General features: G+C 62.6%; 24 protein-coding genes. 3 read left to right on the top strand and 21 right to left on the bottom strand.

What is annotated here, in order from left to right; genetic code table 11:
* Positions 1 to 28: 28 nt before the first annotated feature.
* From KF833_02455 to KF833_02385, 15 genes are all read right to left on the bottom strand, one after another.
* Positions 29 to 628 (bottom strand): ParB N-terminal domain-containing protein, encoded by a 600-nt coding sequence (locus KF833_02455; protein ID MBX3744147.1) that lies wholly within the window; start codon positions 626 to 628, stop codon positions 29 to 31.
* Positions 629 to 871: 243 nt separating this feature from the next.
* Positions 872 to 1,294, bottom strand: a complete 423-nt coding sequence (locus KF833_02450; GenBank protein ID MBX3744146.1) for a hypothetical protein — start codon at positions 1,292 to 1,294, stop codon at positions 872 to 874.
* Positions 1,291 to 1,686: a hypothetical protein gene (locus KF833_02445; protein ID MBX3744145.1), complete on the bottom strand. Its 396-nt coding sequence runs from the start codon at positions 1,684 to 1,686 to the stop codon at positions 1,291 to 1,293. Before KF833_02445 ends, KF833_02450 begins: the two co-directional genes overlap by 4 nt.
* A gap of 197 nt (positions 1,687 to 1,883) precedes the next feature.
* Entirely contained in the window at positions 1,884 to 3,104 is a 1,221-nt protein-coding gene (locus KF833_02440; GenBank protein MBX3744144.1) for an AAA family ATPase, read from the bottom strand.
* The gene (locus tag KF833_02435) at positions 3,097 to 3,987 is read right to left on the bottom strand and encodes a hypothetical protein (GenBank protein MBX3744143.1); all 891 of its coding nucleotides are present in this window, start codon (positions 3,985 to 3,987) and stop codon (positions 3,097 to 3,099) included. The genes KF833_02440 and KF833_02435 overlap by 8 nt, the downstream gene beginning before the upstream one ends.
* A gap of 7 nt (positions 3,988 to 3,994) precedes the next feature.
* Positions 3,995 to 5,827: a hypothetical protein gene (locus KF833_02430; GenBank protein ID MBX3744142.1), complete on the bottom strand. Its 1,833-nt coding sequence runs from the start codon at positions 5,825 to 5,827 to the stop codon at positions 3,995 to 3,997.
* Positions 5,824 to 6,618, bottom strand: a complete 795-nt coding sequence (locus tag KF833_02425) for a hypothetical protein (GenBank protein ID MBX3744141.1) — start codon at positions 6,616 to 6,618, stop codon at positions 5,824 to 5,826. Before KF833_02425 ends, KF833_02430 begins: the two co-directional genes overlap by 4 nt.
* An 81-nt stretch (positions 6,619 to 6,699) precedes the next feature.
* Positions 6,700 to 7,269 (bottom strand): hypothetical protein, encoded by a 570-nt coding sequence (locus KF833_02420; protein ID MBX3744140.1) that lies wholly within the window; start codon positions 7,267 to 7,269, stop codon positions 6,700 to 6,702.
* Between the two features lie 30 nt (positions 7,270 to 7,299).
* Entirely contained in the window at positions 7,300 to 7,527 is a 228-nt protein-coding gene (locus tag KF833_02415; GenBank protein ID MBX3744139.1) for a hypothetical protein, read from the bottom strand.
* An 88-nt stretch (positions 7,528 to 7,615) separates the two neighbouring features.
* Complete coding sequence (locus tag KF833_02410) at positions 7,616 to 7,918, bottom strand: hypothetical protein (protein MBX3744138.1); 303 nt, start codon at positions 7,916 to 7,918, stop codon at positions 7,616 to 7,618.
* On the bottom strand, positions 7,915 to 8,094 hold the full coding sequence (locus KF833_02405) for a hypothetical protein (protein MBX3744137.1): 180 nt from the start codon (positions 8,092 to 8,094) through the stop codon (positions 7,915 to 7,917). The genes KF833_02410 and KF833_02405 overlap by 4 nt, the downstream gene beginning before the upstream one ends.
* Positions 8,091 to 8,264 carry a helix-turn-helix transcriptional regulator gene (locus tag KF833_02400; protein ID MBX3744136.1) on the bottom strand — a complete coding sequence of 58 codons (174 nt, stop codon included), beginning with the start codon at positions 8,262 to 8,264 and terminating at the stop codon, positions 8,091 to 8,093. Before KF833_02400 ends, KF833_02405 begins: the two co-directional genes overlap by 4 nt.
* A 156-nt stretch (positions 8,265 to 8,420) precedes the next feature.
* Positions 8,421 to 9,668, bottom strand: a complete 1,248-nt coding sequence (locus KF833_02395) for a hypothetical protein (GenBank protein MBX3744135.1) — start codon at positions 9,666 to 9,668, stop codon at positions 8,421 to 8,423.
* On the bottom strand, positions 9,646 to 10,833 hold the full coding sequence (locus KF833_02390) for a hypothetical protein (GenBank protein MBX3744134.1): 1,188 nt from the start codon (positions 10,831 to 10,833) through the stop codon (positions 9,646 to 9,648). The genes KF833_02395 and KF833_02390 overlap by 23 nt, the downstream gene beginning before the upstream one ends.
* Positions 10,834 to 11,292: 459 nt before the next feature.
* Positions 11,293 to 12,111: a hypothetical protein gene (locus KF833_02385; protein ID MBX3744133.1), complete on the bottom strand. Its 819-nt coding sequence runs from the start codon at positions 12,109 to 12,111 to the stop codon at positions 11,293 to 11,295.
* A gap of 512 nt (positions 12,112 to 12,623) precedes the next feature.
* Between KF833_02385 and KF833_02380 the strand changes: the two genes are divergently transcribed.
* Positions 12,624 to 14,162, top strand: a complete 1,539-nt coding sequence (locus tag KF833_02380) for an Eco57I restriction-modification methylase domain-containing protein (protein ID MBX3744132.1) — start codon at positions 12,624 to 12,626, stop codon at positions 14,160 to 14,162.
* 1 nt (position 14,163) lies between these two features.
* Here the strand turns inward: KF833_02380 and KF833_02375 are convergent, their stop codons facing one another.
* A complete protein-coding gene (locus KF833_02375; GenBank protein ID MBX3744131.1) occupies positions 14,164 to 15,156 on the bottom strand; it encodes a hypothetical protein in 993 nt (330 codons plus the stop codon).
* Positions 15,157 to 15,262: 106 nt separating this feature from the next.
* Entirely contained in the window at positions 15,263 to 16,831 is a 1,569-nt protein-coding gene (locus KF833_02370; protein ID MBX3744130.1) for a tyrosine-type recombinase/integrase, read from the bottom strand.
* A 496-nt stretch (positions 16,832 to 17,327) separates the two neighbouring features.
* On the opposite strand from KF833_02370, the gene KF833_02365 reads away from it, so the two are divergent.
* Positions 17,328 to 18,179: an EcoRV family type II restriction endonuclease gene (locus tag KF833_02365; GenBank protein ID MBX3744129.1), complete on the top strand. Its 852-nt coding sequence runs from the start codon at positions 17,328 to 17,330 to the stop codon at positions 18,177 to 18,179.
* Complete coding sequence (locus tag KF833_02360) at positions 18,176 to 19,090, top strand: Dam family site-specific DNA-(adenine-N6)-methyltransferase (GenBank protein MBX3744128.1); 915 nt, start codon at positions 18,176 to 18,178, stop codon at positions 19,088 to 19,090. The genes KF833_02365 and KF833_02360 overlap by 4 nt, the downstream gene beginning before the upstream one ends.
* A 47-nt stretch (positions 19,091 to 19,137) precedes the next feature.
* On the opposite strand, the gene KF833_02355 is transcribed toward KF833_02360, so the two are convergent.
* The 4 genes from KF833_02355 to KF833_02340 all read right to left on the bottom strand — a co-directional run bounded on the left by KF833_02355 (position 19,138) and on the right by KF833_02340 (position 22,949).
* A complete protein-coding gene (locus KF833_02355) occupies positions 19,138 to 19,680 on the bottom strand; it encodes a hypothetical protein (GenBank protein MBX3744127.1) in 543 nt (180 codons plus the stop codon).
* The gene (locus KF833_02350) at positions 19,677 to 20,678 is read right to left on the bottom strand and encodes a hypothetical protein (GenBank protein ID MBX3744126.1); all 1,002 of its coding nucleotides are present in this window, start codon (positions 20,676 to 20,678) and stop codon (positions 19,677 to 19,679) included. Before KF833_02350 ends, KF833_02355 begins: the two co-directional genes overlap by 4 nt.
* A 9-nt stretch (positions 20,679 to 20,687) precedes the next feature.
* A complete protein-coding gene (locus tag KF833_02345; GenBank protein MBX3744125.1) occupies positions 20,688 to 21,215 on the bottom strand; it encodes a hypothetical protein in 528 nt (175 codons plus the stop codon).
* A gap of 378 nt (positions 21,216 to 21,593) precedes the next feature.
* Complete coding sequence (locus KF833_02340) at positions 21,594 to 22,949, bottom strand: hypothetical protein (GenBank protein ID MBX3744124.1); 1,356 nt, start codon at positions 22,947 to 22,949, stop codon at positions 21,594 to 21,596.
* Between the last annotated feature and the right edge of the window lie 76 nt (positions 22,950 to 23,025).

The raw sequence follows: 23,025 nt of genomic DNA, 5'->3' as shown, positions 1-23,025 counted from the left end.
GGAACGCGGTAGGGTGGCTTCTCGATCTTCACGACGGCTTGCCCGACCACTTGAAGGCACACCTCGGACACTGGAACTCGGTCGGCACGTTCTCGTCGACCGCGGGGAAGTCGGCCGGGGCCTCGGGCTCTGCCGCGCCGGACAGGAGGCCTTGCAGCGCCGTCGCGTCGAACCCGGACAGGTCCATGTCGAGATCGGTCGCCTTCAGTTCGCCGAGCAGCGAGCGAAGCGCGGCGTCATCGGCCTCCGCGAGTTCAGCCAGCCGGTTGTCGGCGATCAGGTGCGCCCACTCGTCGGCCTCGGTTGCGAAGTCCTGGTAGTCGACGGGCACCACCGATAGTCCGAGTGCCTTGGCCGCTTCGTAGCGACCGTGGCCTGCGACGATGAACCCGGACCGGGTCGAGACGACCACCGGCGAGCGCCAGCCCTGATGCCCGATGACCTTGGCCAGAAGGGCGACCTGGCTCTGCGGGTGCTGGTTTGGGTTGCGTGGGTTCGGCACCAGCTTTTCCAGCGGCACCAGCTCGTCGAAGGCGCAGTTGACCGCTGGGCCGGCGGGCGGATTGGCGGAGGGTTCCGGGGCCGGGCTTGGAACCGCGGCGCGTTTTTTTGGTTTTCGGTCGTTCATGCGCGTTGTCGGGGCTGACGCCACACCTCCACCCCACCGGGGGCCGGCAAAAGATTCCTTCCCCCCACCGGCCCGGGGCCGAGGCACCCCGTCTCGCCTGCGAGAAGCCGGTTCTCGTGCGTTTTCAGGGAAGCGGGAACGTTGTCCTTTGGGTCGGCGTCAACGGCGGCCTCTCGCAGGCTGAGGCACCGGCTGCGCAGGCTGGCTGTGCGCGGTTGGAGCGTTGGGTCGCAGTGCATCGTTCTACCCACGTGCGGAACGTTGTCCTTTGCGCCAGTTCCAGGCGTGACGCTGGCCACGGTGACGCCAGCGCAGGAGGCGGCTGTAGCGGCCTGCGTGCTTGGCGAGCTTGGCCGGGGTCACCTTCGCGCGGCGGGCGAGTTCGCGAAGTGAAGGGCTGCCGGGGAAGTAGCCGGGGTCGAGAACCCACGCGAGGGCGAGGAGTCGAACGCCGAGCGATTTGGGCCAGACGCGACGATTCGTGTAGTTCGGGACGAGCAGCTGGATCAGCCGCTTCACCGCTTCGGCAACGGTCTTGTCCGTCTTGCCCGCTTCGAGGTCCTCGTCCAGGCGGTCCAAGATTTCGTTCCACTCGAAGTCCTGGTCTGCGGCGTCGAGCGGATCGCGATGCTTGGCAATCCACCCTTCGTGGAACTCCGGTTTCACGTCTGCTGCTCCTGGGGTTGGGGTTTGAAATCGTTCGAAGTCAGGACCTGAACTCGGGGTTGCCAGATCAGCGCTTTGCCGCCGCGCTGGGCTTTCACCTTCCGCCACGCCCACAACTCGAGCGCGGTGCCGGGCGTGGTCAGCCAGTCGAGGCACTCCTGGGCCTTCTCCTCGGTCAGCTTGCGAAGGTGGCCGGCGAAGTCCTGGCCGGTGGACTGGACGCCGACGACGCCGCGCCGAGGGTCGAGGGCGAGGATGTCGATGATTCCGAAGAGGTCCTGCCGGATGCCGTGAGGCCCGCCGTAGGGATTCCACTTCTCGACGATGGTGCAGACGAGGCCTTGCTCGCGGAGAGCGCGAAGCGTTCGCTGGGTGGGGGAGAGGCCTTTCACCGGCTACCTCCAGCGAGGACGTTGAACTCAGAATGGCCGCCCTTGAATGAATTGAATCGTCCGCCCCCCCCTTTAGGGGGGCGGTGATTCGATTCAATTGAGAATCGAGTTGATTGATGGGCAGTCCGGCATTTTGTCGAAAGGGCTTGGCAGCAGAGAGTTGGGCAATAATTGAATCGCATGAGAGGGGTTTTGATTCAGGGCTTTTTCCAGTCGTGAGCGGTGGGGCGTTCCTCGGCCTTGGTTTGGCCCTTTTCCGTGAGGTGGTAGAGGCGGGTCCGCCCCTTCTCGGTGAAGCGCACGAAGCCGGCCTCGACGGCGTCCTGGATGGTCCGCTGGACTGCCTGCTCGGAGCAGTCGAGGGCCTTTGCGACGACGCCGTTCAGGAAGCCCTGGTGGCGACCTGGGTGCGTTGCGATGCAGTGAAGGACCTCGACCAAGTCGCAGCTGCGCGGGCGGCCACCGGGGTTGCCGGCCAGCACCTCCTCGACCTCGGACTTCTCCGCCTCGCGCCAGCAGATGACGCCGACCGCCCGGTGGTGGGCGATGAAACGGGTGACCGTGGGAACGCCGTCGGACTGCCATCGGAGTCGTTTGCCGCGCTTGGGCGCCCTGAGTTCGAAGACGGTGTCCGAACCGATCGACCGAAGCGCGATGGCTGCTCTCGCCGGGTTGATCCACTCCGCGGAGCCGGCGCCGAGGTAGGCGTAGTCCCCGGCCTCCCAGTTCTCCTTCTCCTTTCCCCGGAGCGGCTTGTTCGTGTGGTGCGCGAGAATCAGGCCGACCCGGTGCCGTTGCAGGAGCGGATTCAGCAGCTCGCGCATGAAGTGGCTGACATCCTTCTGGCTGTTCGAATCGCCGCCGAGGTAGGCGAAGGCCGGATCGATGATGACGAGGTCGAAGGGACCGAACTCGGTCAGGAGCGCATCGAGAGTGAGGGCGAACTTGTCGCCGCTGCGGTCGTTGACCGTGCAGACCATGAATCGTTTCTGGGCCTGCGCTTTTTCGACTTCGGGCAGGTTGCAGCCGCTGAGGACGCCATCGCGCATTTCGGCGAGGTCGCCCTCGTCGTTCTCAGCCTGGATCAGGAGGACCCGCATCCCGCGTTCGCGGTAGGCCCCGCCGGGGGTGATGCCGAAGAGCGGTTTGCCGACGGCGAAGTGGATCCCGAGTTGCATCAGAAAAGACGACTTGCCGATGCCGGTGGGGCCGAGCACGAGGCAGACGCCGCCGCGGTAGAGGAATCGGTGCATGATGAGTTCGGATGGATCGTTTTCGGCGGCCGGGGCGCGAAGGTCATCGAGCAGCCGGACAGGAGGCACGCTCTCGACCTTGACCGCCTCCTTGTGGACGGACTCGACGAGGGCGGCGGGGAGGAAATCGGTCAGCAGGACGTTGAATGGGGTGGACTCAGACACGGGCAGCCTGGGGTTCGAAGTGAAGGATGCGCTGGCGGATGGCGGGGACGCCGTCGACGACGCGGAGGCCGCCAGGCATCCGGAGCCAGCCGCAGACGTCCCAGCGCGTGGCGTCGGCGCCCAGGAGGCAGGCGACGCAGAAGAAGCGGACTTGGTCCTGGCGGGACAGGTGATCGACCCGGAACCAGGCGTGCAGGCTCTTGCCGCCGGAATCGACGACCAGGACGAGGGGCGCGAGTTGCCCGAGCCTGGTCGACAGTCGGGCCTGCTGTTCCTTGGACAGGGCCGGGTTGTCGAACTCGGCGACCAGATGCCGGCGCAGGCCGGTGTTGTTCTGGCAGCGCGGGGCGAGCTTGCCCTGATAGTTCGGGGCCTCCCGATCTCGCATCGGGTTCACCACGATGAACTGGAGCCAGTCAGCGTCGGCGAGGGTGTCTTTGAGCGGTCGCACGAGCGCCCTCTCGGTGGTGCGCCCGGTGCAGACGAGTTCGCCCGGCTTGAAGAGACGCGGCAGCACGTCGGCGGCGCCGAGGCCGGTGTCGCCGGTGACATCGAAGGCCGGTGCGGTCTCGAACAGGACCCGGTCGATGAGCGCCTGACTAAGTTCGGGCCAGTCGACGGGTTGCCGGCCGAAGTTGACCTTGGCGACCGGGCGACCGGAGTAGGCGAGGTCCACCGCGGCCTCGATTTCGCGGTCCGGAATCTTCCGGTGGTCCACGAATTCGTCGCAGCACCGGCGCAGGAAGGCGAAACAGGCGTCGGCGTCGAGGACGTGACGCAGGCCGCTGGCGACCTGGGCGAGCCACCGGTGCGTGTTGCCCGGGGTCGGGACGGTCTTCAGGCGCTCGGCCGTTCGATTTGAGATGGGAAGCAGGAGGGCCATGGCGGGGTCACTTGGCGTAGAAAGGGGTCAGCTTGCCGTCGACCTTCAGCGGGAGGTGCGGTGCCCAAGGCATCGGGGTTTCCATGATCCGGGTGATGCGTTCGAGGTCCTCGCGGGCGGAGGCCTCGGGCAGCTCGAACACGAGTTCATCGTGGACGCTGAGGACGGGCAGGAAGCCGGCGTCGGCGCATCGGAGCCACGCGAAGGCGAGAACGTCGCGGGCGGTGGCCTGCGTCCAGTTCTCGGCCAGGAGACCGCCGTAGACCCGGATACGCTCACCGCCCACGGTGCAGGTGATACCGTCCTCGGTGACGCTGATGTCGCGGTAGAGCAGGAACCGCTTCGACGCGGGGTCGTGTTGCGCGACCGGCAGCGGCAGGGCGTAGTGCTGACGGTCGCGAGCTTCGCACGCCGCTTGAAGCCGGTCCCAGAGGTCGACGATCAGCGGGTTGGAATCGCGGAACTCGGTCACGATTCGCTTCGACTCCGCGTCCGAGAGTTCGAGGCCCGCCATCACCCGGGCCACCTCGATGAACTTCCGCCACCCGCAGCCAAAGCCGAGGCCCAGCACGCGTGCCTTCGCGAGTTGTCGGAGTCCGGAGCCGGTCCGGTCGCAGTAGGCCTTCAGCGGTTCGGGCTCGGCGTAGCCCATCGTCCGGCGGGCGTGGATTTCGTAGGCGTCGGCCTCCGGGCTTTCGCGGAAGAGGCGCAGGGCCTCGGTGTCCCCGGCGAGGTAGAGCAGGACCCGGCTCTCGATCTGGCTGTAATCGACGACGGCGAGCACTCGTCCTGGTGGAGCTACGATGGCGCGGCGGAGGTCAACGCCTTCGGCAGTCTTCCGGTTAAGGTTCTGGAGATTCAGCCCGCCGCCACCGGACCAGCGGCCCGTGCTCGCGCCGAAGTACCGCAACTCGTAGGCCATCCGGCCGCCAGGCATCCGCCGCGCTTCCATCGCTTCAAGCACCCGGGCGGTCCGGTTCGCGGACCGGATGCGTTGCATGTCCCGAGCCCAGCCCGTGCCCACCGATTCCGGGTTCGCGTCCGCCCACTCGATGAAGCCCGGGTCCTTGGCCGAGGTGCTGGCCGGGGCCTCGACGCCTTTCAGTTGGCAGGCGGCGCGAAACGACTTGATCGACAGCGCCCGATCCCACGGCAGCCCCGCAGACATCGCGCTGACCAACTCTTGGAGGCCTTGGCGACTCGCCCGAACGTGCTCCCAGTCGACGCAAAGCCCGCGCCGGCCCATCTCGGAGGTGATTTCGAAGAGGCGGCGCTCGTGCGTCGGCCAGTGGCGCTCCAGGTGGTTCCAAAGGGCGAGGCACGCCAACGCGTCTCGACCGGCATAGCGGCGCATCTCGACGGCGAGGAATCCGTCCTCCATCGGGTTCCAACCCTTCGCCCGAGACCTCGGCGCCTTGTCGAGCGTCTGGCCGAAGACGGCCTTCACCGCGCCCGCGAGGTCGCGGGGAAGTTGCAGGAAGGCACACAGGGCAGCGGAGCAGTGCCACTCGGCGGGACCGCGGGCGTCCGATGGAATCGCCCCCAACTCGCGGAGCCGCTCGAACACGGCGCGGTCGAAGTCGCGGTTGTGGCTGACCCACCGTCGGCCCGCGATGGTCGCCCACGGAAACTGTCGTGGGGCGCAGACGCAGGTTCGTTCGCCGTCGGTGACTGCCACGAGGTACGCGTGGAAGCGCGGGTCGTGGCAGTAGGCCCAGTGGCCCAGTTCCTTCACCGAGTAGGCCGATGTGTAGAAGGTCTCGAAGTCGACGGCGACCAGGTCTCCGGTCGGCTGCGCGAACCACATCGCCGGGGTCAGGATGACGGGTTCCGCGATCATCCCAGGACGGCCTTGCGAGGGTCGTAGCCATTCTTGTAGCGCCAGAGGGCCGCGACCATGCGGAAGGCCTGCCAGTCGCGAGTGGGATCGGGATGCTTCACCACGACCACGCGGCCGGGCTCGGTCGTCGAGATGAAGATGTTGGCGGCGAGAACGCGGCCAATCTGTTCCTCGCCCCAGTATGTGGCGCCGTACGCGGCGAGTTGCATGGCCTGGTTGTCGTAGGCCTGAACGTCCTCGCCCGGCTTCGTCTTGCGGGTCTTGTAGTCGAGGATGCCGATGCCGTTTCGGCCGTACCGGAAGAGCACGTCGGCGGTACCGGCGAACCCGTGCTGCCGGTTCACGAGACGGGACTCGCGGTCGACGATTTCGATTCCGACCTGCTGCTTCCACGCGAGCACGGGCTCGACGTACGTGCGGAGGTCCTCGGCGTAGGGCTCGCCCGCCATCGCGGCTTCGAGCGCACCGTGAATCATCGTGCCGAGGTCAGCGGCTTGCTCGACCTGCTCGAAGGCCACAGTGCGGACCCGGTTGCACCAGTAGTCCTCGGACTCTTCCTGCGCCTTCGGAGTGCGGAGCGTGGCGAGGGCGACCTGGTCGAGCTTCCACTTTTCGAGACCTGGCTTGGCCAGGATGCCGAGGATGCCGGTGACGCTCGGGTAGAGCCCGAGGCGCTTGGCGTCGCGGATTGTGGTCGGACGTTCGCCCCGACCGTCGGAAGTCGGAAGACGATGAACCGGCGTGCCGTCCTCGCGGTACCAGTGACCGGCGGGGACCTTGTTCTTGCTCAAGACTGCCATGGTAAGATTGGGAGGAAGTGCGGGGAGGACCTGCGGCCGATCCTCCCCGCGGGGTTGGGGTTGGTTCGCCGATCAGAAGGGCACGTCGTCGACGAAGGTCTCGATGCTCGGCGCTGCGGGAACCCGAGCAGGAGCCGGTGCGGGGCGCGGCGGCGCGAGCGGCTGCTGCACGGGCGCGGGAGCGGGGACAGGTGCGGGGGCAGCGGGTGCCACGAGCCCCTGCGGCACCGGGGACAACGCAGCGATCGAGGCGAACACTCCGACGCCGTCCTTGCGCTTCACATGCTCGACGGTCAGGAGGCACTTCGCCCCCTTGAGCGTGCAGTAGTCCCATCCGTACTCGGGGGCCTTTCCCAGCAGGGCCTTCAGGAACGCGAACAACGCGGACTTCTCGTTGCCGCTGATTTTCATCCGCCGACTGGCGACGCGATGGGGCAGTCCCTGCGGGCTGCGGAAGCCGAACAAGAACGTGGTCAAGTCGACCTTCTCGGTCTCCGTGGATTGGAACTTCGTTCGGACGACGCCAAACTCGTCGCGCACGTCGAGGACGGTTGCGATGTAGGTGCCCGCCGGTGCGAGGTCGTTTCCGATGACCTCGATGAACGGGTTGGATGTGTCGGTGGGTTGAGTGAGGACTGCCATAGTCAGACTTCTCCTTTCAGGGGTTGGGGATCAGCGGTTGGAGGACGAGCGCTCGATGGTCATGAAGGCCATCCAGTTCACCCACGTGGAGAAGAAGACCGCGCCGAGCGCGATCTGGGTGGCGTTCTTTTCCCCGGTGGCGATGGCGAACCACGCCGCGAAGAGAAGCAGCGCGATGTACGTGCTGAAGCCCCATACGCCGGTGGCGAACTTCTTGAGGGTCATGTTCCAGTCGATTTTGCGTTTCTGCGTTTCCATGTTGGTGTCTTGCGATTGCTGCTGACGTGCCGGGCGGGATTGGGATGGCGAGACAGCGAGCCCGGCGGTCACTGCTGCCAAAGGGGAATCAGGCTTTGCGGGAGCGGGCGCGTTCGGCCCGTACTGCCGCCTTCCGCCGCTGGAAGGCTTCGGTGGCGAAGTAGGCCTCCACCTCGGCGAATCGGTATCGCTTGGCACCGCTGACGCCGTGGCCGGGAACACGCCACCGGCGAAGGGTGGTGATGCCGAAGCCCAGGCGGCGGGACAGCTCGCGGAGGGTCAGGTACGGCTCCTCCTTCGGGAGTTCGCCGCGGAGAATGCGAAGGGCCGCTTCACGACGCTCGGGCGGTGCCGTCATCGCCGCGGACATGATGTCCTCCAAGGCGATCACGGTTCGTCCTCCGGGAACCGGTATTCGTAGCGGTTCCAGAGTTCAGCGATGGCGCCGAGGTCGCCCTCGCGGGCGAGGTCCAGGAGTTGGTGGAAGCGACCGTCGCGGAGGGGGCGAACCGGAGCCGCCTTGTCGCCGGGAGTCGCGGCGCGCTTCTTCTGAGCGGCCCGCTTCATACGCCGACCTCCCACGTGGCGACGCCCAGTTCCCGGGCAATTGCTTCCTTCAGCCACTTCTCCGGGGTGGCTCTGCCGGTCTCGATCTTTGTGATCTGGGATTCGGAGCATCCCACCCGCTTCGCCAGCGCGAACTGCGTCAGGCGGAGGCGACGTCGCGCCTCGCGCATCGCTAGCGATTGTTGGTTCTGCGTCGTTTGCATCTTCTTCGTCGGCGCCTTCTGGCGGGGCGAAAACGAAACCCGCCATCCAGGCATCTGCCTAAATGGCGGGAAATGACGCTTCCCAATTGGGAAGCCGGGCTTCCCAAACGTTGTGCTACGACTCTAGTGCCAGACACCTCCGGTCGGATGGGCGTACCGGAATGAATATCCCTTGCTCACGCACTGCTTGAGGTGCTCGCCGAACGCCCTCTCGTGCCTCTCTCCTTTTAAGAGCGAACGCTCGACCGCCCTGATTGCCTTGCTGACGTTCCCTCGCGCTCGCTCTCCGGTATCGGTGGCAATTTCGCCTTTGTTCAGGGCGGCCTCAAGCGGGCCGATTTCTGCTTCGATTTCGTCCGCCTCGACATGGCGACCTTGGTCTCTCGCTTGGTCGCGATCCGCTCGCAACCTGGCCAAATCCCGGAGGTAGTTGCGGTTGGCCTCCGGGTCCGCGGCGAGATGAATCGAAGTGCCTGATCGCGACGTCGCCTTTTCAGGGGTTACCGCTACTTCAAGGTCAAGTGCCCCGATGGTTTCGCCGGCATGGTGCAACAGATGGTCGAGATAGCGCGCTCCCAGGTTGTCAGCGAGGTGAAACTCCGGCCCCCCGGCGAACACAACACGCCAGACCTGACCGGACCTGCGGAAGACGAATCGTTCCGGCGGCTGGCGAGCCGAGATGGCTGCGGACACCTGCTGATGGGGCATCATCTTCACGGCGCTCCCGATGAACCGCCGTATCAAAGCATCGGCTGTGTCGCGCACTTCAAATCCACCACCAGCCTTTGTCGCGACGTGGCGGTCCAACGGGATATGCAGTGCCGAGTGCTGCTGCATTTGGCCGAGCGACTCGGCACTCAGAATCGACGCAGTTGGCGTCAGCTGAACAAATGGGCCGGGTAGGACTGAACGAAGGGTGGCGAACTCTCTGAGGAAGTTGGGTGGCATGCCAGCGACAGTCAGGACCGCTGGATGCCCTGCGCTTGGAAGTGCGCCCGCGGCGAATGAACATCGAGTGCCCGTGATTGCGTTTGGAGCAACAGGGGCAAAGCCGAGAGATCGGCCGATGGCGACCGCGAGACCTGCGACATCGAGATCGTACACCAGCCCGTCAGCGGCGGTGACCTGGAAAGTTGGGCAGGCTGATCCAGGACACCTGCAGATTGCCGCGAAGCGATCATCGTCGAACGGAACAAGCTCATGACGGCATCCGCAGGGCGCGGGATGAACGCAGGGACACGTCGCGACGCGTTGGGCGGACGGGCGAAGGTAGTTGGCAACGGTGTCCGCGTCCGCGCCGAGATGAAGTCGCCACTCGATCAGCGGCGCGGATGGAAACTCGAAGACTTCAAGCGCTTTCCAGAGTGCCATTGGAGTTCGGTTCAGAATGCTCGGCGGGGTGAACGAAGCCCTGACGCTGGAGCCATGGCGCGAGGACCACTGCATCATCGTCCCGCCCGAACTGCGCGTGGTTCGATGGACTGATGGTCAGCGTTCGTGGTCTTTTGGAGTCAGTGAAGTGGACGAGGAACTTGGCCTTCCTGACCTCCAGCGTCATCGGAATCGAGTAGCCTCGCCGTTCAAAGACGCCGAAGACGTCCTGCGCTTGATACCGCTCCCTTACCCACAGCGCCCCGGGGGTGGCGAGTTCGACCTCCACCAGCGTGATCGCCTCAATCCCCGGGATTCCCGCGGAGACGAGCGCGGCCCGTTGGGCCGTCTTCAGAGGTTCAAGGGTGTACTTCTTCGTGGTCGTCGGGAAGAAGTCGGCGTCATTGAACAGGTGCCGGCCGAAGGCGCGTCGGAACAGCTCGGGCTCGTAGCGGCTGTCCCCGTGGACGGCGAGTTCGCAACGCACGCTGTCGTAGATGACCAGATCATGGCGTTCAGGCCGATAGATTGTGCAGCCGGATGCGTTGCCGCGGAGTTCGACGGAGCCCTCGCGTTTCATGGGCTCCGCGTGACGAATGTAATACCAGAAGTGGCCATCCTTCTCCCGGTAGAAGACGCGAGCCGTCCTGCCCCGGTGGTGCTGTTCGTAGAAGTCGTTGAGTTCTGCCTCAAGTGGGCTCAGATCCTCCGGCGGTTGAACCCTCCGCACCCTTTGGCGAGAGACAAAATAGGTGAAGGAGCGGAACCTGGAGACGGCCTGCTCGGCATGCAGTTCGTTGAACAGCCTGCGATCACGGAGAAGCAGTTGCGCCGCGACATCCGCTGGCGACGAGTCCGGATCGAATGCGATCACGATGCTCCGGGCGCGCAGGCCCTCAACAATGTGGTCGAGCCCGTTTGGGCTGCCCAGCTGTCGGATCATGTCGAACTTCTCCACCAACTCGGGCGGGATGTCGTCTGGAGATGCGAAAAGGGTCGCGAGAGCCGGATAGTCGAACTCGGCGCACGAACCAAGAGGCCCGATGTTGAGGCCCTTGCCTTCGAAGAACCCGCGGTGAGGGACGAGCAGTTCATGCAGCCGTGGCGGAGCGAGCTCTTTGAGCGCGTCGGGGTCGGAGAATCGCCGGAGGTTGACGGTTTTCATGGTCTTCTTCTTCTTCGGTTGTCGAGATGACGGATGCGGGGTTGGCCCGCTGCCAGACGGATGGGTGCATCGAATTGGGGCGTAGGCGCTCGCGGGTCACCGGGAAGCCGCGGGAGCTTTTGCCCCCGCGGCTTGGTGTTCAGCGACGGCAGTTAGCCGCGGATCCAGAACCGCCGCTGCGGCTCAGGAACTTCCTGCCGCCCCGAGATCGGACAGATGACCAAGGTGATCTCCACCTCACGCCATCCCGCTCCGGGGCAGCACCAATGCTCGATGATCATCGAACTGGCCTTTCAAGGGAGACGCTGCTTGATCCGAAGAGAAGACCGGTGTAAGACAACCGGCGGACCTTCTATTCGCTCGGAGTGGGGTCTCGTTCCACCCGAGTTCGGTTCTGCCCCGGTGTGCGCGCTAACGCCCCGGGGCTAACCGTTTCGGCCCCTCGCGGGGCCAAAATCTTCACCGGGGCAGGTCGGTTTGTGCGTCCTCCTCGACGATCAGCTGAACCGCGAGCCAGTTCTTGATTCGGTCCAACTCCTTCTGGGTCACGGTCGGCGGGGCTTGGACCAACACTCGACGTTTTCCCTTCGGGTCGAGGAGCAAGATGGCGGGCGGATTGTCGAAGGCGGCAGGCTCGCCGTTGCCGGTTTTCGGGGCATCACCTTGGGGTTGCTGGATCGAGGGAGATGGCTCGGACGTGGTGGTTGGGTTCTTCAGCTTCAACTGTCCGCCTTGTCGTACGATGAGGCCTACGAGGATCAGGTACTCGACGATCACCCGAAGCTGCGGAAGATGGCCGGCTTCAGCGGTGGAGACCTCGGCAAGCTCGTGAACAGCCTCGTCCTCGGTCATGGGCTTGAATTTCAGCAGAGGAATCAATCGCTGACCAAACCACGAACGCTCGAACAACGGTGCGAGTTTGCTCCACGCCCGCGACTCGTCGATGCCGTACATCCGATGCATTGCCATCAATTCGTCGGAGGGCAGGAACTTCCGTCCCTCCTTGCGAATAATCCCGACATCCAGGAGGAACGCATTCCCCATGCTGATCGTGCCCGGGGTCATGTCGGCGAACTTAGTGAGAGCCTCGACCACCACAGGCGCGCCCTCAGCTTCGTATGCAGCGGCGTGCGCCCGGATGATCTCGCACTGGCGAGGGAAGGTCACCCGGTCTGTGGGAATGGTTCTGGTCAACGTGGTGCGCCGCTGCGGTTTTGCGAGCTCGGAATCGGTGCTCGGCGCGGTGGGAGTCTCGGGCGAAGTTGGGTCTTGGCTCATAAGAACGGGATCAGTATGCATCTCGGAATGCGGACGTCAAGCATCTCGATTGCTACGAGGACAAATAATGCCGCGATCCAAAGGACGTCAAATCATCGACAATGTTGCTCCGTGCGCACTGTGATGTTTGGGTTGCTTGAATTTGCATTTTGGATGTTTGGGTTGCGCGTGATGCAGGTGCCTGGCTGGCGGAGTCTGGTGCGTAGTGCTGCAGGTGCTGGTTCGACGCCGCTGCCCCTTCCGACGGAGGATAGGGGCCCAGCTCGTACGCAGGCTTCAGCCGAAAGGTGACGGGGAGGTTGACGTGATCGGTGAAGGGACGCCCGGAGCCCACCGTTCGCGGAGCAAGACGCCGATTGTGCGCGGTGGCCCGGGGGGGAGTTCGGGCCCAGTACCGGCGCCCGTCATTCCCGACACGGCGATATTGCGCGTGCTCCGTGACCGGATCGGCGCATCATCCGCGCCGGGGTTCCAACTGGAACCGCTGGATGTCGCGCCGTAACCTTAGATAAATGCTCATCCGCAGCGCAAAGGAACCCAACGCACTAGCCCTCGCAGATCGGCTAAGGGAGGAGGTGTGCGGGCGTCTGGACGGCGGTTCTCGATCGAGGCTGGGGCAGTTCCTTACCCCTCCTTCCGTCGGTCGCTACTTGGCAGGCCAGTTTCAGGGGTATGGCGAGCACATCAGATTCTTGGACGCCGGAGCCGGTTTGGGCTCGCTGTCGGCGGCATTTGTGGAACGCCTCCTGTCCCTGAGGTCCAAGCCGAAGTCCCTGCATATAGAGGCATGGGAGATCGAACCTGCGTTCCTACCCGGGCTTCAACTCGTTCTCGATGATTGCCTGGAAATGGCTTCAGGCATGGGCATTCGTGCGACGTGCGAAATTCATGCGCGAGATTTTCTGCAAGAGGCCGCGCTAATCGCGGATGGACTTTTCAGCAAGCGCGAGCGATTTACCCACTGCGCGATCAATCCACCGTACGGCAAGATAGCGACCAATTCAGATGCGCGGCGGATACTCCGACGCGCCGGGTTGGAGACCACGAATCTGTACGCCGGCTTCGTCTGGATGGCATCACGCCTCTTGACGGCAGGAGGCGAGATGGCCGCGATTACTCCCAGGAGCTTCTGTAACGGTCCGTACTTTCAGCCGTTCCGGGAGGCCTTCCTCTCCTTCATGGCGCTCCGGCACGTAACCCTCTTCGAGAAGCGCGATGAACTTTTCGCCGACGATCAGGTGCTGCAAGAGACCATTGTCTTTCATGCGATTCGCGGCTCGCCGAATTGCGAGCTCCGAATCAGCAATTGGCGCAGTGCAGCAGAAATCGAGACACACTTAGTGCGGCAGGGGACGGTTGTTTCGGAGAGCGATCCACAACGAGTCATACACCTCCCCGCCGGCAACGAAGATTTGGAAGTCAGTAAGACCGCCGACTGTCTGACATCCTCCCTTGAGAATCTTGGAATACAGGTTTCAACCGGACGGGTAGTTGATTTTCGGTCGAAAGAGTTTCTCCGATCCGAGCCCTCCGTGGACACTGTCCCCTTGCTTTATCCAGGGCATTTGAAGAGCGGTCGCGTCGTGTGGCCAATCCCAGCATCGAAGAAAGCCAATGCGATCGTTGCCTCAATCGGAACCGAGGGCCTGCTCGTGCCGAATGGTGTCTACGTCCTGGTGAAGCGATTCAGCGCAAAGGAGGAGCGCAGGCGCATCGTGGCTGCTTTGTTCGAGCCGATTTCGTCGCCAGCGCGGTACAATCGGGTTGGGTTCGAGAATCATCTGAATTACTTCCACACGAACGGGCGACCCTTAGAGAAGGCGCTCGCGACAGGGCTCGCGCTGTTCCTTAACTCCACTCTCGTGGATAGACTCTTCCGCCAGTTCAATGGACACACGCAAGTCAATGCCAGCGACCTGCGCCGCCTGCGTTATCCGAGTGCAGCAGAGTTGCGGAGACTGGCGGCGAGTGTGAGTGAAGGCGCCGCCGACCAAGACGAGATCGACGAGTCGTTGGCTCGTACCCTATCTCTGAAAATGCAAGCGGCTTGAGTTATCCCTCTACCTTGAATTGCTTCGCGCCGTCCTCGCAGATCCAGAGATGGGTTCCCGGTGGAAGATTCTTGTGCTTTCCTTGTCGGGATGCTGCCGTTTTCCAGTCGGGATAGGCGGTAGTAAACCCGATGCCCGCTTTTCCGTGGCGTGTTGCCAGCATGCGTAGGCGATTCACCTTGTGGAAATCCACCTCGCCGTCGCTCGTGACCGCCTCGATTACCCAAAGCCAGTCCGTGCGGGGATTCCATAAAAGGACGTCCGGCATCGCGTCATCGAGCAGGATCTCGATTCCGGCCTCCTTCAGCGGCGAACGATACTCGTCTTTGATTCGCATCCCGTCTTCTGCGTCGATGTAGAGAACTTGGAACCCCGGAAGAAACCGGGGCGCGTAGTGTTCCATTGCGGCGTGAATAAGGATGTCGTGAGGGGATCCAATCGCCTCGCGAGTCGCTCTTGCTGCCGCAGCCTGAGCCGCAAGACGCGCCTGAATCTCGGAGTCGGCTCCCCAGATGGCGAGTTTCGCAGGCAGTTCGGCGCTCGATGCGGTGAGGACTGCGACGAACGAATCCACGACCCGGTAGGCGCTGTTCGGGGACTTTGCCACCGGGTGGCCGAGGCGAAACGAACTCAGCTCCGGATCGAAGTACACTTTCTCAAGGGCGGCGATTTCCCAAAGGGGCTTCAACCAGTAGTCGCGGCCCTCTCGGTCGAGCTTGCCCGCGCCGCGCTGGAGTACGCCCATGTGGCAGGCAATCTGGGCGGTGGAGGCGCCAGCATTAAAGCGGAGGCCGATTTCGGCGGCGCCGGAGAACAGGCTTGGGTTCTGGTCGTCAAGGAGCGCGAAAATCGCGTCGACCTGGTCCCTCGACCCGCGGGAGAGATGCTGGAGCACTTCGGTGATTCGGGCCTTGCTGATTCCTTGAAGGGCATCAGGGGGCCGTCTGAGCGTCCCGTTGCGCAGGAGTTCTCGGAACTTCGTCTCCAGGTTCATGAATCGACCGAGGATGGGTCGTCCCTCGAAGCATGAGCAAGGAGAACAGGGTCGCGCTGGTGCCGGCGATCCTCGGATCGAGGAACCGGCTGTGGTCAATGTCGGGTCAGATCGTGTCCAGCAGCTCGAGAAGTCGGGATTTCGCGTCCCGACAATTCTTTGGGGTCATTTGCTGGATGATCGCTCTCATTTCGTCTTTCGCGGAGTGGCGCTCTCCGACACCGAGCATTTTGGGCATCGCCTTGACGAGGACCTGGCGGAAGTCCTCCCGTCCGGGACGGAAGTAATGCTTCATCACTACTTCGACGGTCCGATGCCCGGTGACCCGTTGCACGAGCTCAAGGGGAACCCCGGCGGCCAGGGCGAGCGTGATCCAGGTGACTCGGAAGCTGTGGAAGTCGTGCAGCGAGGCGCGCCGCAGGCCCACTTCGCGTTCCTCCTGCAGGGCATCGGTCTTTGGCGCTCTCCGGTTGCCTCGCACGATCGAGGTGCCGGTCTCGCGTTCGAGCTCGTTCAGGTAGTTCGAGACCGCGCCGCGACTGAACCCTGTTGCTGCCATGACCTCGCCCAGCGGGGCGCCGGCCGCGTACGCGTCGAACACGGCGCGGAGCCTGACGGCGCGCTTCGATTCGCCGAGCTTGGTCAGGTATGCGTCGACCCGGGTCCGCACCTCCTCTGCCGATGCGGGCGGCGGCAGCGCGGGGGCGTCTGGCTTCGCCATCGACTCCAGCGCCCGGGCGATCACCTGCTTGACCCGCCACGTGATGCCATCCGGGTTGTTCTGGTACATCTGGGCGGCTTCCGGGAAGCAGAACTCCGATTTGCCGGCCTTGGCCTTCGCCCGGTGCAGTTCTTCCGCGAGCATCGGGAAGATGGGGATGTCGACGCGCTCGCCGGTCTTGGCGGTCTCGACAGAGAGGAAGCCGGCCTTCAGGTCCACGTCGGCCCACTTCAGGAGGCAGCAGTCGCCGCGGCGCATCGCCGTACACATTCCGGTGACGATGATCGGCCGGATGAAGTCGTCCCCGGCGCAGGTGTCGACGATGGCCTTCAGTTCCTCGACGGAGAACGGCTCGCGGTTGACCGTCTCGGAGGCCTTCGTGACGAGCCCGTGGAAGGGATTGCTGCCGTCCGCCAGTTGGGGGTGGAGGTGTTTGAAGGTCGCCCGCAGGAGCTTGAGCGTGTCGTTCCACGTCTTTGGCGACACGTTCCGGTCGGCCTCGGCATCCATGAACGCCTGGGCTGTGGCCGGCTTCACCTCGATGAACTCCGTGGCGCCCTTCTGGTGCTCGGCGACGAACTCGGCGAACCGCTTCAACCGGAGCCGGACTTGGAGGGCGTACCGTTCGTCCGGGGTCTTCCGACGCGGGATCTTGGCCCACCAGTCGGCGAGTTCGGCGAGCTTGGGGAAGGTGACCTCCCGGCCGGTCTTCATCTCGGCCAGTTTCTGGAGGGTCTTCTCGCCGGTGCGGTCGTCGCGCATCTTCCGGGCCAGTAGGTCGTAGGCGGCCAGGGCCATGCCGCGGGATTGCTCGAACTCGTCGTCCCCCTGCATCGTGCGCTTCGGCGGTCGCTTGCCGGCGATGGGGACCTTCAGGTTGACGATGGTCTTCTGGCCGTTCTCCATGAACACGCCGTACCACCACTTGCTGGATTTTCTGAGTTCAAGGCTCATACTCGGTTCGTTGGGCGCACTGGGGTGCGTTCGGGTGCGCTGGGGCGCACTTTTCGAGTCGAACCAAACAATTGCCAAATAAATCGGGCCGGACCCGGCCTAAGAGATTGGTAATCAGGTATGCCGCCTTCGGCTCATAACCTGAAGGTCCTAGGTTCAAATCCTAGCCCCGCAACCAATTTCCGTTGCACCGCAACGACTTAAGCCGCTGGCCTCCAGCGGCTTTCTTGCTTTTCTGGCACGCTTCCTGATTTTCCCTGGCATTTGGGCGCGCTGGGGCGCACAGGGGTGCACTCGGGCGCGTTTCCAAATTTTTGCCAAATAATTTGGCCCGAAAGCCCCGCCAATCATGGGTTCATTTTGGAACAAAGGCCTGAAGGGCTGAGGTTCAAACTCGCTGCCGCACGCGCCAGACCGTGGGAATAGCACCGCGGTGCGAGCTCCACCTCAGAAACAAATCGGATTTTCGTCAGCGCGGTTTCAAACTCCCACGACAATGACGAAGGAAGCCTTCCTCGACGCCCTGCAAGGGGAAACCGATCGGTTCGCCAAAGCCGTAGCGACAGACGAAGGTCAGTGGATCATCAAGGGGTTTATCGATGTCCATAAGCGCATCTATACCATCTCGGTTGACACCAAAATCGTCTCGAAGGTTTTGGAGCTTCTGCTTTTTCCAATGTTCGCAGAATTCGGCAAGAAACACGGACTGCGCTTGGATCTATCGCCTCAGCAGAATTTCTACCCGGACATTTCATTTGTTGACGAAACCACTGGCGCGAAGTTCGCGGTCGATGTGAAAAGCACTTACCGCACAGGAGCTGATACCGTCAATGGAATGACCTTGGGCGCCTTTACGGGTTACTTCCGCAATCGTAAGAGCACTAAGAATACCCGGTACGCATACGGTGATTACACCGGTCACTTCGTTCTTGGAGTTATCTATACCCAGTGCCTCGAAGCGATTGATGAACGCGCAGTTTACATGTTGGATGATCTAGAGAAGATTCCATCGGTGATTCATTCCTTTAGGTTTTTCGCTCAACCAAAATACAAACTCGCGGTTGGTCGCCCTGGGAGCGGGAATACCAAGAACATTGGATCGTGCCAAAAAATATCCGAACTGGTTAATGGAACAGGGCCCTTCAGCGTCCTGGGCGAGGATGTCTACGACGACTATTGGATGTACTATCTCACCAAAGACATGGCCAAAGCGCTGGAGATCGAGCGGCCTTACACATCTATCAAGACCTATCTGGAATATAAGACGAAGGGAATCGAGTCTTTAACTCAGCATGAAGACGAAATAAAAAAGTTGGGCGAAGACGAACCCGGAGATGAAGAAGCATGAAGACTACGGTTCCTCCGCTGAAGTGCCAGGGCATAAAAACGAAGCTCGTCCCGTGGATCCGGGAAGTCGCAGGGGAAGGATTCAGACGATGGATAGAGCCCTTCATGGGAAGCGGTGTGGTGGGATTCAACATGCATCCCAAGGTTGCGGTGTTTGCTGATTCGAACCCGCATATTATCAATTTCTACTCGGCTATCCAGGCTCAACGGATCACCCCAACGGTCGTGAGAGACTTCCTCAAGGGGGAAGGCCAACTTTTGCGAAACGCTGACGATGCGGGCTATGCTCACTACCGGCTTGTTCGAGACCGATTCAATGAGTTGGGTTCTGAGTTGGACTTTCTATTTCTATCGCGCGCAGGGTTTAACGGAATGATGAGGTTTTCCAAGAAGGGGAATTGGAACATTCCGTTTTGCAAGAAGCCAGATCGCTTCGCCCCCTCATACATCACCAAAATTGCCAATCAGGTTGCTTGGGTTGGTAAGGCTATGCGACCCACCTGGAGCTTTCAATGTTGCGATTACAGCGAAATCATCGGTCAGGCTGAAGTCGGTGATTTGATCTATTGTGATCCGCCATACCTTGGTCGCCACACGGACTACTACAATAGTTGGACTGAGGATGATGAGCGCCGATTGTCGCAGGCATTGTCGGAGACTAAAGCGCGGTTTATTGTCTCCTCATGGCATCACAATGACTTCAGAGAAAACATTGCCATTCAGAAATATTGGAGGAGTTTCAATATTCTGACTCGCGATCATTTCTATCATTCGGGTCCTAAAGAGGAGAACCGACGCTCAATAGTCGAAGCGCTGATATGCAACTTCGATTGTGGTGCATTCGACTCCCACAATCACGGGATCAAGAAGAAGCCACAGCAACTCGCTCTACTTGACATCGGTGCGAGCTAAGGCTGCCCCGCCGTGTCGCTTGCTGCGCTGGTTTCGTTACCGTTGGCTCAGGCCTCTCCCTTGATTAGGCCCTTCTCTAGCATCGCCGCCCGCAACTCGTTGGCGAGGGAGATGACGCTGGCGAGGTCGGTGGCGGCCGCTTGGTTGCCGTTGGCGCGCTGTGCGGTGGGTGTCGCACCGTGGAAGCCGATCTTGGCAGCGGTGCTCGCGCCAACCTGAACTTCCCACGACAGGCTCCCGGCGTGGCGCTTCAGTCCGCCGTCGGCGATGTTCAGGATCAGGTACCCGACCGGAAACGGCCCGCCCGCGGGATCGGCTGTGACCGCTGCCGGCGTAATCTGCCGCCAGGTCCCGGGCGTGCCGGCCACCGTGCAAACGAACTCGGCCCGGTTCTGGTCGCGCCAAAAGTCGCCCGCATTCCACGTCCCGGAGGTCGGCGGGCCGTTCAGGGCGTTCGGGCTCCCGTTCTGGTAGGTGGGGACGCGGCGGAAGATCTCTTCCGAGGCGATGACCCAGTTCTGCTGGGACAGGGCGACGAAGCTGGCGGCGTCGGTGACGTTGAAGAGGCGTCCGGGGGCGATGGTGCTCATAGTTTCCTCACGGTGATTTCGTCGAAGTTCAGGCTCCGCAGGCCGGCCAAGGAGTAGTAGGCCCGCAGCTTGAAGTCGGTCTCGGAGCCCAGCAGGGCGACCAGTTGGGCGTTGGTGATCGTCACCGGGCCGGCATTGCCCGCGAAGGCGATCTCGCCCATCAACAGGCCCGCCGTAGTCAGGACCTGGAGGACCGTTGCATCTGCCCGGCATTCGAGGTTCTGGACGACGTTGAACCCGAAGCGCAGCTCGCTGGTCGGGGTCCAGTTGACGGCGATGGCTTGTCCGGTGGTGTAGGTGGGGTGGGCGCCGTCCTCGAACACGCGAAGGTTGGTGGGGGCGGCGGGGCGTTGAGCTCGGCGTTGGATGTTGACCTCGATGGCCGGGCAGGTGGCCAGGTCGAGTTCGTGGGCCAGGAGGTAGGGTTGCTCCTTGAAGCGTGCCGTCCCCTCAGTCAGATCGGCTGTCCAGAGGGCTGGGGGTTCGATGCCCAACTGGAGGACGTAGGCCGCAGCCCCCGCCGGGTGGATTTCAGCCCGGGTGCCGAACCATTCCCGGAAGACCTTCAGGCTGTACCGCTTGGGACCGATCAGTTCGGCGTCGTAGCCGACCAGGATCTCGGAGCCGAGGAACACCCGCAGGGGTTGGGTGGCCAGGGCCTCCTCGACGGTGGTTTCTTCGATCATCCAGTCGTCCCCGCTGAAGGTCAGGTCGAGGGTGGCACCGGCCAAGGTCCCGGCGCCCAAGCCGTCGTTCAGCGTGGCCTTCATGGCGAAGGTGGAGCTGCCGGCGACCTGAACGAACGAGTCGGTGGTCCGTTCCCAGTAGGCGTGGAACCCGCCGCTCAAGGGGTCGCCACGGGCGGGCAGAAACAGGATCGAAGGGCGCGGTTCCTGGAGGTAGCCGTAGGGCAGTTCGATGGCGACATTGGCCAGGAGAGGCTGGGCGGCGTAGGCGCCCTCTGGCGTGACCTCGTCGGGGGTGACGACCGTGGGCACGGCGTTGAGTCAGCCCCGGTCTTCCTTCCAGCGGATGCCGACCTCACCAGAGTCGGGCCGGTCCACGGTGACCTCGGCGATCCGGACCTTGAGTGCCTCCAGGCCGGCTGCGTCATGCGTCAGGGTGACCAGGTCGCCGACACCCACCCCGGTCATGGACGGCCTGCGGACCCGGCAGGTACCGGACATCACGGGGAGGGCTGACTGCCGCCCCAGGCTGGCGGCGATACGCCAGGCAACCGCCTGCTGGGTGACCCAGGGGCGTTCGACGACCTTGGTCCGGGCACTGCCGGTGAGGGCGAAGTTGCCGCGGTCGCGGAAGGAAACCCCATCGGCCGCCCAGCCTTTGTCGCGGTTAGTGAACCGGACGGTCAGGTGGTTGACGGTGTCCGACCAGCCGGTGGCATCGAGGTCCGGGGCCGCGGTGAAGTCGTTCTCGGTCCAACCTCGCACCGCCGTCCCGTCCCGCACCAGCCGGAGGCCGATCCGGCCCGTTGCCGGATTGATGACCGGGAAGGCGTCGATGCTTTCGATCAAGGCGCCGAGAACCTGGTTGATCGACGTGGCCGTGGTCAGGACGGGCGAGATGCCCAGGCCTTCCGGTCAGCCGACGACCCTGCCGATCATAAACGTTCGACATGCTGGGGGTCGAATCCGAATAGGTGATTGTGGCTAAGTCCACGGCGGTGTAGTACCCGTACATGGTGTCGACGCCTCCTGAAAATCGGTCGACCGACGCGAGAATAAGGCCGGTGTGGTCACGGTCGGAAGAGGCGCCGCCGACAACAGACACATCCAGGCACGCCGGCCGACCGCGTTCGCGACGCCCAAAGGGGGCTCCATCGAAGACTTGGATACGCAGGTATCTCGAACTGTTACACACTCATGAGCAAAAACTAGGCCTCGATACGGACCTCACTCTCGGCGAAGGCGATAAAAGCGGTTGTGGTTCTCCACGAGATCATGGACGACCCATTGGTCCCTGTCGACGGCGCCGATTCCCGAAACTTCCGACCAATTCGTCTCGTGCATGGCGCTTTTCGCTTCCAGCACATAGTTGCTGCCCGTCGCCGGCCATCGGATCCGCACCTGACCACGCTGGTGCTCGATGCTCAGGGCGTGGGGGATGTTCCAAATCGCAACGTTAGTCGAGGGTTTGCCTCCGGCAGCCCAAAAATGGCCGCCGACGAACAGTCGGTCACCGGATACAGCTAAATTCTTGATCCCATCGCCCCATTGGATGCCGTTTCCGAGGGGAGCCCATGTGTTGCCATCCCACAGGGCGATGCGATTGACCTGAACTCCGCCGATCATTAGAAATGAACCTCCCGCATAGAGCGTATTTCCATTGGGAACCAACGCGGAAATACTCGGGTCATTTCTCCCATTTCCCACCGGTTGCCAGCCGGTGTCACCGCTCCATCGAGCGATATTGGTGGCGTTTATGTCGCCGGCCAACCGAAAATCTCCTCCGGCGTAAATGAACCCATTCATCACAGCCAGCGCACTGACATTCCCGTTTTCTGGATACAAAGGATTGGATGCATCAATAACGCGGAGCCCTCCCCCAAGGGCTTGCCATTCGGAACCATTCCACCTGGCAATATTCATTGCGGCGACGTTTCCTGCCCTTCGGAAACTGCCTCCAACGATCAGATTCGTGCTATCAACCGCCAGGCTATGAACGGTGCCAAGATAGAAGCTATTTTGAACAATTGGCGCAATTCCGTCACCTAGGGCCAACCATTTCGCGCCATCCCACTGAGCTACATTGTTTGCTGTGGTCCCACTAGCATTTGTGAACAAACCCGCTGCAAAAACGCTGCTGCCGCTCGCCACAATGGACCGAACGGACCCGTTGACACCTTCTCCCAAGGATGACCAATTTGTTCCATCCCAGCGCGCAATGTTATTGGCCGTAACGCCTCCCGCGCTTGCAAAGAACCCTCCGGCATACAGGTACCTGCCATCGCTTGCTGCGGCGCTAACAGTCCTGCTGCCAACGCCTTCCCCCAATGGCGACCAATCACCCCCCTTCCATCGAGCGATGTTCGTGGCGGTAATGCCGCCCACCGAATGGAATGAACCAAACACATACAGATCCCCCTGGTGCTCAGCAACTCCCACGACTCCGACAGCATCAGTAACGCCAGGATATCCGACGCGTCCATCCCAATGCTCGTCCGCGGCAGCGAAGATCGTCTGACTGGCGCCAACGATAAACAAGACCAGGAGGGTATCTTTGTTCCATTCGTGGGGTCGGGTTTTCATTTCTCGCAGCCTAAGCAATACCTCCATTCGGGCAAGTCCGTTTGTGCAACTTCGGCAGGCCCGCAAGCATCGTTTG

The organism is Verrucomicrobiia bacterium (genome assembly GCA_019634625.1).
Classification (GTDB): domain Bacteria; phylum Verrucomicrobiota; class Verrucomicrobiia; order Limisphaerales; family CAIMTB01; genus CAIMTB01.
Note: the sequence above shows the minus strand (reverse complement) of the source record. Positions and strands in the feature narration are given on the sequence as shown.